The organism is Tsukamurella sp. II2bb (assembly GCF_057815145.1).
On sequence record NZ_JBYPZI010000004.1, the window covers coordinates 238,327 to 256,192 of the forward strand.

Genomic DNA, 17,866 nt, shown 5'->3' on the forward strand with positions numbered 1-17,866 from the left:
GCGGGGTGTTTCCGCGCGCGGGCCGGGCCGTTACGGCGGTGTCACCGGCTGCGCACCCGGCGGGTCGCGGGGACGTGCGCGCGCTGTCGGACTACCCGATCCGGCGGCCGATCCGCCAGGCGCCGAGCAGCACGAAGACGGCGAACAGAGCGACGAAGACGAGCCACACCACCCACTCCGAGACCTGAGCGGTCCCGAGGTGGGGCAGCAGGCCGTACTCGGCCTGGACGGTCTCCCGCGCCGGGCCGGACCCGCCGGTGAGAGCGTTGAGCGGGCCGGCGGTGAACGGACCGCGCATGAGGGCGGCCGCGGGGTTGAGGGGCAGCACGTTCATGAACGTGACCACGCCGCTGGGCAGCGCTCCGACGGTGATGTACGCGCCGGCCAGGAAGCCGCCGGCCGTTCCGACGATGGTCGCGAGCGAGGTGAACACCGCGTTCGACGTGATGAACGTGACGACGAGGCTCCAGATCGCCGAGTACAGCAGGCAGTAGCCGATCAGCTGCGCCAGCACGTGCACGAGACCGCCGATCGACAGGGCGGCGGAGTACGCGAGCCACAGGTACAGGTCGGCGGCGACCAGGACCACCAGGCTCAGCGCCGTCGAGACCAGGAAGGCGCCGAGCAGGTAACTGAGGATCATCTGGATCCGGCTGATCGGCGAGACCAGGAAATCGCGGAAGACGTTGCCCACGCGGTCGTTGACGAAGACGACGAGAGCCGACAGGCTGGTCGTCATCGTGGTGATCATGACCAGGTTGGCGATCACCCACGCGTAGACGAAGGCGTCGACGTCCCCGGCACTCGCCCCCGGCAGCGACTTCGCCAGCGCGTCGGTCTGCACGCCGCCGAGGAAGGCGGTGAACAGGACGAACAGGATGATCGGCGAGAGCAGCGAGAAGAAGACCGCCGCCGGGTCTCGGAAGAAGACCACGATGTTGCGCCGGGTCAGGTGGTAGAGCGTCATTGTCCGGTACCTCGGGTGATGTTGAGGAAGACGTCGTCCATGGTTCCGTGGCGGAACTCGAAATCGGTGATGTCGGCGTCGAAGTCGCGCAGGATGGCCATGGCCTCCCGGCTCGAGTCGACGGTGATCCGTCGCTCGTCGTCCGTGCGCACCACACCGGTCGGGAACCGTTCGTCGAAGCGCCGCGGGTCCGCCAGGCTGACGCGGAGTTCGTCCCTCGCGTGCGCGCTCCGTAGCTCCATGGGCGTGCCCGTCGTGACGATCCGGCCGTGATCGATGATCGCGATCCGGTCGGCGCGTTCCGCCTCCTCCATGTAGTGCGTCGTGAGGAAGACGGTGAGCTGGAGTCGCTTCTGCAGGTCGAGGATCGTCGACCACACGCGGTCGCGCGAATCCGGATCGAGCCCGGTGGTGGGCTCGTCGAGGAACAGGATGCGGGGCCGGTGGATCAGCGCGCGCGCGATGTCCGCGCGCCGCTTCTGCCCGCCCGAGAGCGCCTTGTAGGGGCGGGTCAGGAACTCCCCGAGGTCGAGGAGGGAGGACAGCTCCGTGATCCGCTCCCGGGCGGCGCCGCCGTCGATCCCGTAGAAGGCGGCGCGCAGCGCGAGGTTCTCGCGGACGCTCAGCGCGGGATCGAGCAGCGACTCCTGGAAGACCACGCCGATCGCGCGGCGGATCTGAAGATCCTGCTCGCCCACCTGCATTCCCGCGACCAGGATCTCGCCGGAGGTCATGGCCTTGAGCGTGGTGATGCAGCTGATGGTGGTCGACTTGCCGGCACCGTTGGTGCCCAGGAAGGCGAACGTGCTGGCGGCCGCGACGTCGAAGGACAGGTCGTCGACGGCGCGGACGTCGCCGTAGGTCTTCACCAGATGGCGCACGCTGATCACGGGCGGTGCCGGGGCTACCGGCGGAGGCGTCGCCCGGACCTGGGCGGGTGCCATCGGCGGGACCACCGGCGGAGCGACCGTCGGTCCCGCGGGAGGAGCCACTGTCGGGACCACGGGCGGGGCCGCCGGCGGCGCCGCGGGCGGCGGCGGGGGTGCCGCGACTGCCCGCGGCGCCGGAGGACGGACGGCCTGCGGCCGGGGGGCGGGGAGGGCCGGGCGTGCGACCGGCCGGCGGATCTGTACGGGCGCCGTCTGCGACCGGCGGGCCGCGGCGAGCCGGGCCGTCCGGGCGGTGATCGGCTGGGCCGTCGAGCGGGCCGACGGTGCCGCCGCGTCCGGCTGCGGGCCGGCGATCCGGCGCCGGCGCAGCGACGGCGCGGGCCGGGCGAGCGGCTCGCGCGATCCGGGCGCGGTCATGACGCGGCGCTCTCGACGAGGTCCCGCGACGGCGGTTCGGGGATGTACCCGCGCTCGATGAACCACTCGAAGTACCGGCGCAGGAGCGCACCGTCGATGGGCGGGCAGGTGATGTCCGTCCTCGCCAGCCCGATGTCGACGTTGGTGGTGTCGAAGCTGGCCTCGGGCATGTTGTCGAGCGGCGTCGCGGAGAGGAACGGAGCGAGCCCGCCCGCCGCCTCGTCGCCGGTGTGCTCCGCCAGGTCGGCGACCCGTTCGCACCACTGGCCGAACGGGATCCGCGCACCGTCGTAGCCGTAGTCCGCCATCCAGCGCACCAGATCCGGCACCGCGACGGTCTCCGGCGAGACGACGTGGAAGGTGCGGCCCGACAGGCCGTCGTCGCGTGCGAGACGCGCGATCGCGCCGACGACGTAGTCGACCGGGGTGATGTCGGTCGACATGTCCATCACCGGCGCCGCCCCCAGGGTGATGCCGATGCGGATCGTCTGCCAGAGGAAGTCCGAGAACTGGCAGGCGCCGGTGACGCTGTGCCCGGAGACCCGGCCCGTGCGGTAGACGTAGGTCGGGACCCCGCGCCGGCGCGCCTCGAAGAGGAGTTGCTCGCCGACCCACTTCGACTGCGTGTACCCGAAGGTGTACTCCAGGTTCTGGATCGGATCCCGGTCCTCCTCGGAGAAGACCGTGCCGTCGGGGTAGGAGAACCGGGAGAAGACGTACGTGGTGGAGACGAAGTGGACGGGCTTGACCGGCCCGTCGCACGCCAGCGCCAGGACCTGGACCGTACCGTCCACGTTGGCCGCCTTGAGCGTCCGGTAGGGACGCAGGAAGTTCACGTCGGCGCCGCAGTGCACGATGCCCTCGACGGTGCCGGCCAGCGTCGCCCAGTCCTCGTCGCGCAGGCCGAACCGCGGCCGGGTCAGGTCGCCGGCCACGGGCACGATCCGGTCGCGGTACCGCTCCGACCAGATGCCGTACCCGGTCATCGCCGCCTCGATCCGGTCCAGGGCCGCCGCGGGATCGGCCGCGCGGACGAGGCAGTGCATCGTGGCGCGGGAGGTCTCGAGCAGTTCCGCGAGCAGGAACGCCCCGACGAAGCCGGTCGCGCCCGTGACGAACAGGTGCCGCGGGTCGGCCGCGCCGTGCACGAACGCCCCGGGGGCGGGACGGATCTCGTCCGGGAGCACGGCCTCGTCGGCGAGCACCAGCGGATTCGCCGGGCCGGCGCCGCCGGTCTCGATGACCGACGCCAGCCGCTCGATCGTGAGCTCGCCCGCGAACAGCGCGGGGAGCGGGACCACCATCCCCAGCTTCTCGCGGACCCGGAAGACCAGCTTGGTGGCGAGGAGGGAGTGACCGCCCAGGAGGAAGAAGTCGTCGCGCACGCCCGGCGGGGCGTCGAGCCCCAGCAGGTCCGTCCACAGCGCTGCCAGGTCCCGTTCGAGATCGGTGCGGGGCGCGACGGATCCGGCACCGCCGGTGGTCGCGACGAGGTCGACCGCGGCGCCGCTGGTGTTGCCGAGCGCCTTCCGGTCGATCTTGCCGTTCGGCGTCTGCGGGAACGCCCCGACGGTGACGAACGCCGTCGGAACCATGTACGCGGGCAGGGCGTCCCGCAGCGTGGTCAGGAGCACCGCCGCGTCGCCCAGGTCCTCGGGCGCGCACTCGAGATAGGCGGTCACCGCGGTCCCGGACGGGTCGACGGCCGCGATGGCCCGGATCCCGGGAAGCGCCGCTTCGAGGGCGCTCTCGATCTCGCCGAGCTCCACCCGGAAACCGCGCACCTTGACCTGGGTGTCGATGCGGCCGCCGAACTCGATCCGCCCGTCCCGGGTGCGCCGGACGAGGTCTCCCGTTCGGTACGCGCGCAGGGCGGTGCCGGGCAGTTCGACGAACCGCTCGGCGGTCAGCTCCGCGCGGTCGTGATAGCCGAGGGTCACGCCGTCTCCGAGGATGCACAGTTCGCCGAAGACACCGTCGGGGACGGGGGAGTGCCCGGGGTCGGTGACGACGATGCGCGTCCCCGCGATCGGGTGACCGATCGGGATGGCGCCGCGGTCGACGTCCTCGCGCCGCACCCGGTGCACCGTCGACCAGATGGTGGTCTCGGTGGGGCCGTACATGTTCCACACCTCGGCAGTACCCGCCAGGAGGCGGCCGGCGAGCGCCGCCGGCATGGCCTCGCCGCCGCACAGGGCGCGCAGTCCCGCGCGTCCGGTCCAGCCGGAATCGAGCAGGAGGTGCCAGGTGGTGGGCGTGGCCTGCATGATCGTGACGGCGTGCCGGTCCATCAGGTCCGCGAGCCGCGCGCCGTCGCGGGCGTCGTCGCCGTCGGCGATGACCACCCGCGCCCCGGTCACGAGCGGGAGCAACAGCTCCAGGACCGCGATGTCGAACGAGGGGCTCGTGACGGCCAGCAGCGTGTCCCGCGCCGTCATACCGGGCTCGTCGCGCATCGCGGCGAGGAAGGTCATCACGTTGCGGTGCGAGACGCGCACGCCCTTCGGCAGGCCCGTCGAACCGGACGTGTACAGCATGTACGCGACCCGCTCGGCCGGTTCCGACGGTGCCGCCGGGAGGTTGTCGACGGTGCCTGCGTCGTCGATGTCGGGGGCCGTCGCGACGTCGATCCACGGCAGCGCCAGGCCGGGCACCGACGCCAGGTCGTCCGCGGTGGTGACCAGCGCGGGGATCCCCGCGTCGGCGCAGATGAAGGCGAGGCGATCGGCGGGGTACGCCGGGTCGAGCGGGACGAAGCAGTACCCGGCGCGCAGGGTGGCCAGCATCGCGATCACCACGTGCGGCGAGCGCGGCAGCAGCAGGCCGACCGGGGTCCCGGCCGGAGCGTCGAGCCGGCCGCGGATGCGGGTCGCCAGCGCATCGGCGCGGCGCACGAGCTCGGCGTAGGTGATCGCCTCCTCGCCCGCGACGAGGGCCACCCGATCGGGTGCGGCCTCCGCGGCGGCGAGGACCATGTCCTCGAGGGCGTCGAACGCGGTGCCCTGCGGATCGGGCGCGGTGACCGGGATAGGCGAGGAAGTCAGGGGCAGGGAATCCACGCGTGGGCCGTACGATTCCGTACTCACCAGCGCGCCGAGAACGGCCAGGAAGGCGTCGATCAGCGCATCGCCGGTCGCCTCGTCGAACAGGGCGGCGGCCACGTCGAGCGTGCCGGTCATCCCCTCGGCGGTCGTGGTGACATTGAGCAGGACCTCGAACTTGGCGCACCCGTTGAACAGGTCCCGCAGCTCCATCTCCTGCGCGCTCCGGTCCTCCTGCACGTTCAGGATCGCCTGGAACAGCGGCGGGCGGGCGGGATCGCGGGGCAGGTCGAGGGCGCCGAGCACCCGGCCGAAGGGCACGCCCTGGTGCCGGAAGCCCTCGCGCACAGTCTCGTTGACGCGGCCGAGGAAGTCGCCGACGGTGTCCTCGGCGCCCGGGGCGAGCGCGAACGCCAGGGTGTTGAGGAACGGGCCGATGACCCGCTCGGTGCCGCTGCGCGATCGCTGCGCCACCGGCACCCCGATCACCACGCCGTCCTGCGCGGCCCAGCGGCTGAGCACGATCGCGTACGCGCCGAGCACCACGACGAAGGGCGTCACGCCCCGCTCGGAGCTGAACGCGCGCACCGCGTTCGACAGCTCGGCGGGGAACTCGAAGGGCGTCCGCCGGCCGCGGAAGTCCTGGCGGGCGGGCCGGGGCCGGTCGGTGGGGAGCGTCAGTGCGGCGGGCGCGCCCGCGAGCGTCTTCGTCCAGTAGGCGAGGTCGGCGTCGTCGGCGTCGGTCGCCGCCCGGTCCGCCTCCCAGAGTGCGACATCGGCGTACTGGAAGGGCACGTCGGGCAGCGCCTGCAACTGACCGATCAGCCGGCCGGTCGCGAGCCGGCCGATCTCGGAGAACAGGATCCCCGTCGAGTAGCCGTCGCCCACCATGTGGTGCAGGGTGATCTGCACCCACGACCGGCCGTGGTCGGTACGGGCCAGGGTGGCCCGCACGAGGGGATCCCGTGCGATGTCGAACGGTGTCCGCGCGTCCTCGTCGAACAGGCGCCACATCTCCGCCTCGGAGACGCCGGACTGGACGCGCAGTACCGGCCGTTCCGGCGGCGCGACCCGCGCCACGGGCTCACCGTAGCGGTTCTCGAATCGGGTGCGCAGCACGGGGTGCCGGTCGATCACCTCGGCCAGGCACTCGGTGAGGACGTCGACCGGGACGTCGATCGGCAGCCGCGCGGCGCCGGACATCACGTGCATCGTCGTCCCCGGGTGGAACTGCTCCAGGAACCACATGTTCTCCTGCGTCGCGGAGAGCGGGGCGTCCTCGCCCTCGCGGACGCGGGCGGTGATGGGTTCCTCGGCCGGCCGGGGCACCCCGTTCGACGGTGCCTTCCCCAGCTTGGCGAGCAGGGCCCGGCGTTGCTCGGGGGAGAGCGCCGCGAGGCGGTCGGAGATGTCGGTCATGAGCGGGCCTCCGGGGCTGAGTCGGACGGTGCGGTCTCCGCGAGAAGCGCGGCCAGCGCGTCCGCATCGAGGTCGGCGAGCATCGACGCCAGGTCGTCGACCTCGTCGTCGCCGGACGGGAGGTCCAGCGAGGCGAGCACGTCGGCGGCGATGGTCGCGACCGTCGCGTTGTCGAGGATGGCGGCGATCGCGGGCGCGGTGCCGAACTGCTGCTCGAGCCGGATCCGCACCTCGGTGGCGAGCATCGAATCCATGCCGAGCCGGTTCAGCGGCTCGTCGTCGGGGACGTGCGCCGCGTCCAGTCGCAGGACGCGCGCGAGCGTCGACCGCACCCCGTCGAGGGTGATGGCGGGCCGGTCCGCGGGGTCCGCGGCGGTCAGGCGTTCCTGGATCGAGACGTCGCCCGCGCCGTCGTCCTCGCCCGCGCCCAGATGCACGATCAGGGTCGGCGTGAGCGCGTAGTTCGCGATCACGGTCGGCCAGTGCGCGGAGACCACGCCCTGTTGCACCTCCGCGGACGCGAGCAGCTCGCGGAGCAACCTCATGCCGGTGCCGGGATCGATCAGGTCGATACCGCGCTGCTCGTAGAGCTCGCGCAGGCCCAGGGTCGCGATCATGCCGGCGTCCCACGGTCCCCAGTTGATCGACAGCGCGGGCAGGTTCTGCGCGCGCCGGTAGTGCGCGAGCGCGTCGAGGAAGGCGTTGCCCGCCGCGTAGTTGCCCTGACCGGGAGAGGGGATCACCGCGGAGATCGACGAGAACAGCACGAAGGAGTCCAACGGGTCCGCGGCCGTCGCCTCGTGCAGCGCCCATCCGCCGAGCACCTTCGGCCGGACCACCCGGTCGACCTGCTCCGGCGTCATCCGAACCAGGATCTGATCGTCGACCGCGCCCGCGGAATGGATGACGCCGCGCAGCCGTGGTGCCCCGGCGCCCCGCACCCGCTCCAGGCATGCGGTCACGGCAGCGGCGTCCGTCACGTCCACGGCCTCGACGTGGACCACCGCACCCGCCGCTTCCGCGGCGCGGACCGCGGCGACCGCGCCCTGCAGCGCATCGTCGGAGAGCGAATCCCAGGTGTCGCGGCCGGGCAGGCCGGAGCGGCTGGTGACCACGATGTGCCCCGCGCCCTGTTCGGCGAGCGAGCGGATCACGAGCCTGCCCAGCGCGCCGAGACCGCCGGTGACGAGGTAGGTTCCGTCGGCCCGCAGCCGAGCCGGAATCCGGCCTCCCGAGCGCGGTGACGGGGTCAGCCGCGCGACCAGCCGCTCACCGCGGAAGGCCACCTGGTCCTCGTCGGTGCCGGCGATACCGAGCTCGCCGACCAGGCGGTCGATTCCGCGCTCCAGAGTGCCAGGGGTGAGGTCGTCCGGGTCGAGGTCCACCAGGCGGGACTGCAGCCCGAGGATCTCGTGGTGCAGGACGCGCCCGACGCCGAGGATCGGGGACTGCAGCAGTCCGGCCTCGGTCATCCCGTCGATCGGCTGGGCGCCCGCGGTCACGAGGAACGTGGGGGCGGCGATCTCGCGCCGGTCCAGCTCGGCGGCGAGGTGCACCACGGAGAGCACGCTGTCGTGCGCGGACCACTGCGGCAGGTCGCCGACGGTCCGGTCCGGGGCGAGCGACCACAGGTGGACGATGCCGCGCAGCCCCTCCTCGGGCACCACCCGATCGAGCAGCGCGCCCAGCGCCCGGCGGTCGGCGGGGTCGAGCGCACCGTCGGACGACCGGCCGGGGGCGGCGAGCGGCACGAGGACGGGGGTGCCGCCCTCGGCGGCGAGGCGCTCCGCGAGGCGGTCCGCGACCCCGGCGCCGTCGGCGAACAGGAGCCAGGTGCCGGCGAGCGAGGAGCGCGGCGCGTCGTCCGCCGGCTGCGGCTCCCAGTGCTGTTCGTACACCCAGTCGGTGCCGACGCGACGGGGCGCCTCGGCGTCGTCGAGCACACGGACCGTGAACCCGGTCACCTCGACCAGCACCCGGCCGTCCTCGGCGGCGAGGGTGACGTCGCCCTGGATCAGGTCCGGAGTGGCGGGATCGGCGGGCCGGGCCGTCGCGACGGCGTGGACGGGGCCGTCGGGCCGGTCGTGGATGACGATCCGGTCGACCCCGACGGGAATGATCCGGGCGTCACCGTCGCGCTGGAGTGCCAGCGGCAGGAGCAGCTGGAAGGCGGCGTCGAGCACGCTGGGCTCGAGGATCGGTGCCCGGTCCGCCACCGGCTCCGCGGCGACCGCGCGGATGCGGGCGCTCGCCGCACCGTCGCCGATGCGGACGTCGTGCAGCAGGCGATAGGCGGGCCCGTAGGCGAAGCCGCCGTCGCGGAACTGCTGGTACAGCCGCTCCTCGTCGACGGGCGACAGCGCCGCCCCGTCCGCGTCGAGGTCGATCCAGGTGGCGACCGCGGGCGCGGGCCGGAGCGTCGCGGTCGCGTGCCGGGTCCAGCGCTGCGCCTCGGGCAGCCGGCCGTGGATCGTGATGCGCCCGGAATCGGCGTCGAGGCTGGTGTCGAGCAGGTAGCTGCCGCCGCCGTGGACGAGCGCGGCCTCGAAGGCGATGTCGACGAGGGTGCAGGTGCGTGCGCCGTACTCGTCGCGGGCCACCTCGGCGGCGATCTCGACGTAGCCCGCACCCGGGAACAGGGTCGCGCCGTGCACCACGTGGTCGCCCAGGGACCGCGGCGCGGTGCCGTCGAGGATCCGCCGCCAGGCGGGCAGCGCACCGTCCGCCCTGTTCCCCAGGTACGGCTCGACGGTCTGCGCCAGCCGGTTCCGCCGGCCGGACGCTCCCTCCGACCAGAACCTGGTGCGCTGCCACGGGTAGGCGGGGAGCTCCCGCATCGGGGCGGGCGGCGCGAGCGGGGTCCAGTCGATGTCGATGCCGCGGACCCAGAGCTCGGCCAGCGCCGCGGCGAAGGAGTCGGCGTCGGCCCCGTCCCGGCGCAGCGAGGCCGTGCTGGTGATATCGCGGTCGAGCGCGGACGCGGCGTCCACGACGGCGCGGCCGAGGACCGGTGCGGGGCCCAGCTCGAGGAAGGTCACGGCCCCGTCGGCGAGCATGGCCTCGGCGGCCGCGCCGAACCGGACTGGGCGGCGGATGTTGCGCCACCAGTACTCGGCGTCGTGCGGCTGCGAGCCGTCGCCGGCGACCCGGGCGCCGGTCACCGTCGAGTAGAGCGGCACGGTGGGGGCGCCGGGCCGCAGGTCCGCGAGGGCGGTGCGGACCTGAGCCTTGAGCGGGTCCATTGCGCTGCTGTGGTAGGGCACGTCGCCGGGGACCAGACGAGCGAAAACGCGCTCGTCCGTGAGTCGTTCGGCGATCGCGTTCAAGACGTCCACGTCGCCCACGAGCGCGACGGACTCCGGGGCGTTGATCGCCGCCAGCTCGACGGTGCCCGCAGCGACCTCAGGAAGTCGCCGCGCCGCGTCCGCACCGAGCGCAACGGCGAGCAGGCGTCCGCCGCCGCTGGCCGTGTGCTGGATGCGCGCGCGGTTCACGATCACCGTGATCGCGTCCTCGAAGGTCAGTGCGCCGGCCGCGAGCGCCGCGGCGACCTCGCCCGCGCTGTGTCCGACGATGAGGTCCGGGCGGACCCCGAAGGAGTCCCACAACTGCGTGAGGGCGTACTGCACCGCGAAGTTCGCGATCTGCGCGACGACCGACTCACCCATCCGCGAGTGCTCCTCGCCCGCAAGCAGTTCCGCGGTCAGCGACCAGCCGGTGAGGGGGGTGATCGCCGCGTCGCAGCGGTCGACGGCGGCGCGGAAGACGGCGTTGTCCTCGATCAGGCCGCGGGCCATGCCCCACCACTGGGGTCCCATGCCGGTGTAGACGAAGGCAAGCGGCCGGGCGTCGTCCTGGGCCTGGCCGGTGCGGATCCGCGCGTGCGGGGTGTCCGCCGCGGCGGCGCGCAGGGCCTCGGAGGTCGACGGGGCGTCGCCCGCGAGCACCGCGAGCCGGACCTGGCGGTGCGCGCTGCGCCGGTGGGCGAGCGCGGATGCGAGCGTGGGTACTCCGTCGTCCAGGCGATCACCGTACGCGCCCGCGAGGGCGCGGATCGCCGGCTCGCTGCGCGCCGCGAGGGGCAGGACGAGCGCGATGCCGCCGTGCGCCGGGCCTGCGGATTCAGGGCCGGCCGCGGCCGGGGTTCCGGAGGGCGCGGTCTCGAGGATGGCGTGGGCGTTGGTGCCGCCGAAGCCGAAGGAGTTCACGCCGGCCCGGAGGGGACCGTCGGCGGGCAGCGGCGTCGGCCGCGTGGCGACCCGGATGTTGAGGGCGTCCAGGTCGATCGCCGGGTTCAGCTCCTCGAGGTGCAGGTGCCGGGGGACCCGCCGGTGGGACAGCGTCAACGCGGACTTGATGAAGCCGACGACGCCCGCGGCGGCCTCGAGGTGGCCGAGGTTGGTCTTCACCGAGCCGATCAACAGGGGCTCCGCGGTGCGGCCGACGCCGCGGTAGATCTCGCCGATGGCGTTCGCCTCGATCGGATCCCCGACCGGGGTGCCCGTGCCGTGCGCCTCGACGTAGGAGACCGACTCGGCCGAGACGCCGGCGTTGACGAGCGCCGCGGCGATGGCGCGCTGCTGGCTCTCGCCGTTGGGCACGGTGATGCCGTTGGTGCGGCCGTCCTGGCTGACGGCGGTCCCGAGGACGCTCGCGTAGATCCGGTCACCGTCGGCGAGCGCCCGAGCGAGGGGCTTGAGCACGACGAGTGCCGCGCCCTCGCCGCGGACGTAGCCGTTCGCGGCGGCGTCGAAGGCGCGCGAGGTGCTCGTCGGGGAGAGGAAGCCACCGGTCGAGGCGGCCACGGTGAAGTTGGGGGAGAGCATGAGGTTGACGCCGCCCGCGAGCGCGAGGTCGCTCTCGCCGTTCCAGATCGACTGGCAGGCAAGGTGGATAGCGACCAGTGAGGACGAGCACGCCGTGTCCACGGACATGCTCGGTCCCAGCAGGTCGAAGGCGTGGGAGAGCCGGTTCGAGAGCATCGTCATGACCACGCCGGTGGCGGTGTGTGCGGCCACCGTGGGCGCCTCGCCGGTGTCCGACGAGAACTGCATCTGGCTGTAGTCGAGGGTGAATCCGCCGGTGAAGACGCTCGTCTGCGATCGTTCGAGGTCTTCGGCGCGCAGGCCCGCGTTCTCGAACGATTCCCATGCCACCTCGAGCAGGAGCCGCTGCTGCGGGTCCATCGAAGTGGCCTCGATCGGGGAGATCCCGAAGAACGCGGGGTCGAACTCGTCGACCGGGTCGGTCAGGAACCCACCGCGACGCACCCGGCTCTTGCCCGGGGCGCGGTCCGGCTCGTAGAAGCGGTCCGTGCTCCAGCGATCCGCGGGAATGTCGACGATGGCGTCGCGCTCCTGCTCGAGCAGCTCCCAGAAGTCGTCCGCGGAGCGGACGCCGCCCGGGAGCCGGCACCCGATCCCGACGATCGCGATCGGCTCGCGCGCGCTCTGCTGCACCGGTTCCCGCTGTTCGATCCGTCCCCGCACGGTGTTCCCCCGAAATCTCCCGATCGTGCTGTTCCTCCGGCCGCTCTCCCCGCGGCTTGAGGTCCTCATGATTCCCATCGGCCCTTAAAGCGGGCTTGTTACCCGCCAGCCTCCGAGTGGCGCTCCGGGCGCGGGTGGGACTGTTCACGGTAGATCCCGCAGCAACGGGGTCGTATCCGGGGGTGGGAATGCAACGACGAGGAGACGATCGGGGGACGGGTCAGCTCGGATCGATGTCGACGAGGGGATCGCCGGCGTTCACCGATCCGCCCTCGGTGACGTGCACGGCCACGACCGTTCCGTCGCACTCGGCGAGCACGGGGATCTCCATCTTCATCGACTCGAGGATCGCGAGGACGGCGTCCTCCTCGACCTGCTGGCCGGGTTCGACGAGCACCTTCCACACGTTGGCGGCCAGGTCGCTGGTGATGTTCTCCATGGGTGTCTTCTCTCTTCTAGCTGGGGACGGGGGCGTTGGCGCGGACGCGGCTGATGATCGCGGTATCGAAACCGCCGGCGCGGAACTCGGGATCCTCGACCAGTTGCTGCAGGAAGGGCAGATTGGTGGTGACCGGCCCGACCCGCACCTGCGAGAGCGCCGACCGTGCGGCGGCGAGAGCGGACTCCCGATCGGCCGCGTGCACGCAGATCTTGGCGATCAGCGGGTCGAAGTGCCGGCTCACCTCCAGCCCCGCGCGGTACCCGGCGTCCACCCGGACGCCGTCGCCGCTCGGCATCGACCACTCGTCGATCGGCCCGGGGCTGGGGAAGAAGCGCACCGGGTCCTCCGCGCACAGCCGGAACTCGATGGCGTGGCCCTGCGGCGCAGGGGCGAAGCCGGGTGTGGTGGTCCCCGTCCATGCGATGCTCAGCTGTTGCTCCACCAGGTCGACGCCGTAGACCAGTTCCGTCACGGGGTGCTCCACCTGGATGCGGGTGTTCATCTCGAGGAAGACGACGTCGCCGGTCGCGGTGTCTAGCAGGAATTCGACGGTGCCGGCGTTGCGGTAGTCCACCGCCGTCGCGGCCGCGACCGCCGCCGCGCGCAGCGCGTCGCGGACCTGCGGCGAGAGCCCCGGCGCGGGGCACTCCTCCGCGATCTTCTGATGTCGCCGTTGCACCGAGCAGTCGCGTTCGCCGAGCGCGACGGTGCCGTCCGCCGTGCCGAGCACCTGCACCTCGACGTGCCGGGCGGACTCGATGAACTTCTCGACGAAGACCCGGTCCGAACCGAAGCTGCGCTCGGCCATCGAGACGGTCCCGTCGTACGCCTTGCGCAGGGCGTCGGCGTCGCGGAGCACCGTCATCCCGATCCCGCCGCCGCCCCCGGAGGCCTTGAGCATCACGGGGTAGCCGAGCCGCTCCGCCGCCTCGACGGCCTCGTCGGCCGAGGTCAGGACGTCGCCGGCGCCGCCGCTGACCGGTACCCCGGCCGCGGCGACGAGGTTGCGGGCACGGACCTTGTCGCCCATGGCGGTGATCGCGTCCGGGCTCGGCCCCACCCAGCGCAGCCCCGCGTCCTCGACCGCGCGCGCGAACTCGGCGTTCTCGGAGAGCAGGCCGTACCCGGGGTGCACGGCGCCGGCGCCCGTGGACAGTGCGGCCTCGATGATCCGCGCGGCGTCGAGGTACGCCTTGATCGGCAGCTCGGCCGGGATCTGCACGGCGACATCGGCTTCGGTGACGAACGGCATCTGCGCGTCGACCTCGTGGTACACGGCGACGCATTCGATGCCGAGGCGCTGCGCGGTGCGCAGGACACGCAGGGCGATCTCGCCGCGATTGGCGATGAGCAGGCGGGAAGGGAAGGTGGACATCGGTACCCCTAGTAACTCGTGGGCCAGGTGCTGAGCAGGTGTTCTCCGACGCCGCCGGTGCGGGTCAGATCGTTGTCCTCGAGGGCGCGTGCGAGGAAGTCGCGGGTATCGGCGGGGTCGATGACGTCCTCGACGCCGTAGACCCGAGCCACGTCGTAGCCGGTGCTCTCCTTCGCCATCCCGGCGAGCTTCTCGGCGTACAGCTCGGGCTCCTGCTCGGGGTCGATCCCGTACACCACCCCGACGGCCGACCGCGGGTCCATGAAGCTGGCCTCAGCGGACCACCACGCGACCGTGCTGTCGGCCGTCCAGGCGCCGCCCATGTTGACGTAGCCCTGCCCGTAGTTCTTGCGCATCATCACGGTGAGTTTCGGGACCGTGGCCAGGGAGAGCGCGTTCATCCAGTTGATGACCTTGCCGACGATGCCGGCGCGCTCGCCCTCGATGCCGATGAGGAAGCCGGGCTGGTCGACGAGGTGGATGATCGGGATGTTGTACGAGTCGCACAGGACGATGAAGCTGGTCGCCTTGAGGCAGGCCTGCGCGTCCATCGCGCCGCCCTTGAACAACGGGTTGTTGGCGATGAATCCCACCGGCCGGCCGCCGATCCGCGCCAGCGCGGTCACCAGTGACTTGCCGTACCGGGCCTTGATCGGGAAGACCGAGTCCAGATCGGCGATGATCTCGATCACCTTGCGCACGTCGTAGACCTTCGAGCGCTCCACCGGGACCAGGTCGTGGAGCGCTGCACCGCGCCCCTCGGAGCCCTCGGGGACGGGGGCGATGGGCGGAGCCTCCCCGTTGTGCCGCGGCAGGTAGCTCAGGAAGCCCTTGACCAGGTCGATAGCCTGCTCGTCCGTATCGGCGACGGCGTCGACGAATCCGGTCACCTCGGAGTGCAGCTTCCAGCCGCCGAGGGTCTGGCCGTCGACCTCCTGGCCGGTGGCCCGGGAGACCAGGCCGGGGCTGGAGACCGCCATCACCGCCCCCTTGCGCATCACGGCGAAGTCGGAGCTCACCGTGTGCCAGGCGGCTGAACCGAAGGAGTAGCCGAAGCAGGCCGAGACCCACGGGCTGCGGCGCTTGCGGAGGAAGCGGGTGCGATCGCTCGCATTGCCCATGCCGGTGCCGCCCATCGCGTCCGGCATCCGCACGCCCGTCGACTCGGCGAGATAGACCAGCGGCATGCCGGACCGGTCCGCGAGGTCCTTCATCGCGCCCATCTTCTTGTTGCTCGAGGACCCCGAGGAGGCGCCCTTCACCGTGAAGTCGTAGGCGATGACGGCCGCGCGCTGACCGTCGACGTCGCCGGTGCCGGTCACCTTGCCGTCCGCGGGGGTCTGGTGCCGATCGGCCTCGTTCGGCGAGGTCGCGAACAGTCCGGTCTCCCGGAACGTGTCGGGGTCGAAGAGCCGCGCCACGCGCTCGCGCGCGTTCAGCTGGCCCTTCTCCGCGCGGGCGGCGAGCTTGCGTTCGCCGCCCATGGCGCGGGCCAGCGCTGTCCGTCGTTCGTGTTCTTCGCGGTAGTCCTGGGACATGCCGTCGTCCTTCTTCGAGTCGGGGTGCGTCGGGGAGTCCGTCACGCGGGGTTGAGTGCTGCAGCCGGGACCGGCTGTGCGGTGCGGAGGTGGTCGAGTACCGCGCGGCCCGCGGTGGCGGCCGCCTCGACGGAGCCGAAGACCGGCAGGCCGAGCGCGACCGAGCGGTCGGTGTACTCCCGGATCAGCTGGTCGATGTCGGCCTTGCCGTCACCCTTGAGCACGAGGTAGTGCAGGCACTCGGGGTGCGCCGCGGCGGCGTCCGCGATGGAGTCGATGACCCGCCCCATCACGTCGCCGTACGTCGCCGACAGGTTGCGGTGCACGATGCCCACGTTGAAGTGGGAGATCACCATCGCGGGGGTCACGGCGGGGATCGCGATCCGAAGGATCGCACCGGCCACACCGCCCTCATCGACCGTCAGGGTCGGAGCGGGGGTGTCCAACGGGTTCGTCAGTCCGTTGCCCGGCGGCAGGCCGATCGCCTCGATGCGCTCCTGCGTCGCGGTGGGGAGCTCCGGAAGGACGACGTCCAGCCGGGCGAGCACGTCGGCGGCGAGAACGTTGGCGCCGCCTCCGTTACCGAAGAGGATCGCACCGTCGCCGCTGGGTGCGGGACGGCCCTCGACGGCCTGGAATGCGGTGAGGGTGTCGAGGAACTCGTCGAGCGAGTCCGTGAGCGACATGCCGCACTGCCGCCCGACCGCCGGCCACAGGCGATGGTTCCCGGTGAGCGCACCGGTGTGGCTGGACGCCGCGCGGGAGCCGTTCGCGGTCCGTCCGCCGGCCAGCAGGACGATCGGCTTGGTGGTGGCTGATCGCCGCACCACCTCGAGGATCTCGCTCGCGTAGCCGAGGGACTCGAGGTAGAGCCCGATCACGCCGATGTCGTCGTCCTCCAACATGGCGGCGACGATCTCGGCGGGCCGCAGATCGGCGCCGTTGCCGATGCTGGTGACGCTGTGGAACCGGACCCCGCGGGCGGCGCCGAGTCGCAGCACGTCCACGCTGAGGCCGCCGCTCTGCGAGACGATCCCCACCCGCCCGGGCTCCAGGGGCGCGTTCGGGATGAAGCTGAACCGGCCGACGGAACTGTGGGTACCCAGGCAGTTGGGGCCGAGGAGCCGGGTCCCCTGCGCGCGCATCCGCTCGACGAGCTCGCGTTCCCGCTCGGCACCGTCGGCGACCTCGGCGAAGCCGCTGCTGATGACCTGCGCGAAGCGGACCTTCCCCGCGGGCGCGGTGAGGGCCTCGGTGACGGCGCCGCCGGGCAGGGCCACGTACGCGTAGTCGACGGTGCCGGCCACGTCGGCGAGGGAGCGCGCCGTCGGGATGCCCTCGATCTCGTCCGCCGTGCGGTGGACGGGGACGACGGTGCCGCGGAACCCGGCGGCGGCCAGGCCCCGGATGAAGGCGTTCGCGGCGTTGGGTCGGTTGCCGCTGGCACCGAGCACGGCGATGATCTGCGGCGAGTAGAGGGCGCGCAGGTCGGGGACGCCGGTCGTGGCGCGGGTGGCCGGGTCTCCGGCGCCGGCGGCCCGGGGCCGGAGGACGAAGCGCGCGTCGACGGCGGTCGCACCGTCGGTGGTCACGATCACCGGGTTGAGATCGATCTCGGTGACCTCCGGGGGGAGGGACGACAGCAGACCGCCGGAGCCGGCGAGCCGCTCGATCAGGTCGGTGAGCGCGTCCAGGTCCGCGGCCGCGGTGCCGCGTGCTCCGCGGAGCAGGGGAAGTGCCCGCAGCTCCCCGAGCATCGCGGCGATATCGGCGCGCGAGAGGGGCGCGACGCCGAAGGAGACGTCCGCGAAGACCTCGACGAAGACGCCGCCCAGACCGACCATCACGGCCCAGCCCACGTCGTCGGAACGGACCGCGCCCACGACGACCTCGTGGCCGGGCGCGGACATCCGCTCCACCAGGAAGCGGTCGACGACGTGCCCGTGCGCCGCGACGGAGGATTCCATCGCCGCCGCCGCCGCGAGGATCTCGTCCGGCGCGAGTCCGACGCGGACGCCGCCCGCGTCGGACTTGTGGATCAGCGTCGGCGCCACGGCCTTGAGCACGAGCCGTGCGTCCGCGGCGGGGTTCAGCGCGGCGACCGCCTCGGCCGCGTTCCGGGCGGCGCGTCCCTCGGGTACTGCGATCCCGTGCGAGCGTAGGGCTGCTTTCGCCTCGGGCTCGCCGAGTACGGGGTGGCCGGCCGCGACCGCGTCGGCGACGGCGAGCGGGAGCGGGGAGTGCGCCTGATCGAGCACTGCGGTCTCCTTCGAATCGGGTGGGTGGTG

General features: G+C 72.5%; 8 protein-coding genes. All 8 read right to left on the reverse strand.

Annotated features, from left to right (window positions below):
- Positions 1-91: 91 nt before the first annotated feature.
- The 8 genes from AC21LY_RS11780 to AC21LY_RS11815 all read right to left on the reverse strand — a co-directional run bounded on the left by AC21LY_RS11780 (position 92) and on the right by AC21LY_RS11815 (position 17,836).
- On the reverse strand, positions 92-967 hold the full coding sequence (locus tag AC21LY_RS11780; protein ID WP_489046656.1) for an ABC transporter permease: 876 nt from the start codon (positions 965-967) through the stop codon (positions 92-94).
- Complete coding sequence (locus AC21LY_RS11785) at positions 964-2,274, reverse strand: ABC transporter ATP-binding protein (protein ID WP_489046657.1); 1,311 nt, start codon at positions 2,272-2,274, stop codon at positions 964-966. The genes AC21LY_RS11780 and AC21LY_RS11785 overlap by 4 nt, the downstream gene beginning before the upstream one ends.
- Positions 2,271-6,734, reverse strand: coding sequence for a non-ribosomal peptide synthetase family protein (locus AC21LY_RS11790; protein WP_489046658.1), 4,464 nt, complete (start codon positions 6,732-6,734; stop codon positions 2,271-2,273). The genes AC21LY_RS11785 and AC21LY_RS11790 overlap by 4 nt, the downstream gene beginning before the upstream one ends.
- Positions 6,731-12,223: a type I polyketide synthase gene (locus AC21LY_RS11795; RefSeq protein WP_489046659.1), complete on the reverse strand. Its 5,493-nt coding sequence runs from the start codon at positions 12,221-12,223 to the stop codon at positions 6,731-6,733. The genes AC21LY_RS11790 and AC21LY_RS11795 overlap by 4 nt, the downstream gene beginning before the upstream one ends.
- 220 nt (positions 12,224-12,443) lie before the next feature.
- Positions 12,444-12,662, reverse strand: a complete 219-nt coding sequence (locus AC21LY_RS11800; RefSeq protein WP_489046660.1) for a biotin/lipoyl-binding carrier protein — start codon at positions 12,660-12,662, stop codon at positions 12,444-12,446.
- A gap of 16 nt (positions 12,663-12,678) precedes the next feature.
- A complete protein-coding gene (locus tag AC21LY_RS11805; protein ID WP_489046661.1) occupies positions 12,679-14,040 on the reverse strand; it encodes an acetyl-CoA carboxylase biotin carboxylase subunit in 1,362 nt (453 codons plus the stop codon).
- Positions 14,041-14,048: 8 nt separating this feature from the next.
- On the reverse strand, positions 14,049-15,623 hold the full coding sequence (locus tag AC21LY_RS11810) for an acyl-CoA carboxylase subunit beta (protein ID WP_489046662.1): 1,575 nt from the start codon (positions 15,621-15,623) through the stop codon (positions 14,049-14,051).
- The gene (locus AC21LY_RS11815) at positions 15,620-17,836 is read right to left on the reverse strand and encodes an acetate--CoA ligase family protein (RefSeq protein WP_489046663.1); all 2,217 of its coding nucleotides are present in this window, start codon (positions 17,834-17,836) and stop codon (positions 15,620-15,622) included. The genes AC21LY_RS11810 and AC21LY_RS11815 overlap by 4 nt, the downstream gene beginning before the upstream one ends.
- Positions 17,837-17,866 lie beyond the last annotated feature (30 nt).

Coding starts and splice junctions, on each gene's coding strand:
- AC21LY_RS11785 (WP_489046657.1), bottom strand. CDS start 2,274: ATGACCGCGCCCGGATCGCGCGAGCCGCTCGCCCGGCCCGCGCCGTCG.
- AC21LY_RS11805 (WP_489046661.1), bottom strand. CDS start 14,040: ATGTCCACCTTCCCTTCCCGCCTGCTCATCGCCAATCGCGGCGAGATC.
- AC21LY_RS11800 (WP_489046660.1), bottom strand. CDS start 12,662: ATGGAGAACATCACCAGCGACCTGGCCGCCAACGTGTGGAAGGTGCTC.
- AC21LY_RS11790 (WP_489046658.1), bottom strand. CDS start 6,734: ATGACCGACATCTCCGACCGCCTCGCGGCGCTCTCCCCCGAGCAACGC.
- AC21LY_RS11780 (WP_489046656.1), bottom strand. CDS start 967: ATGACGCTCTACCACCTGACCCGGCGCAACATCGTGGTCTTCTTCCGA.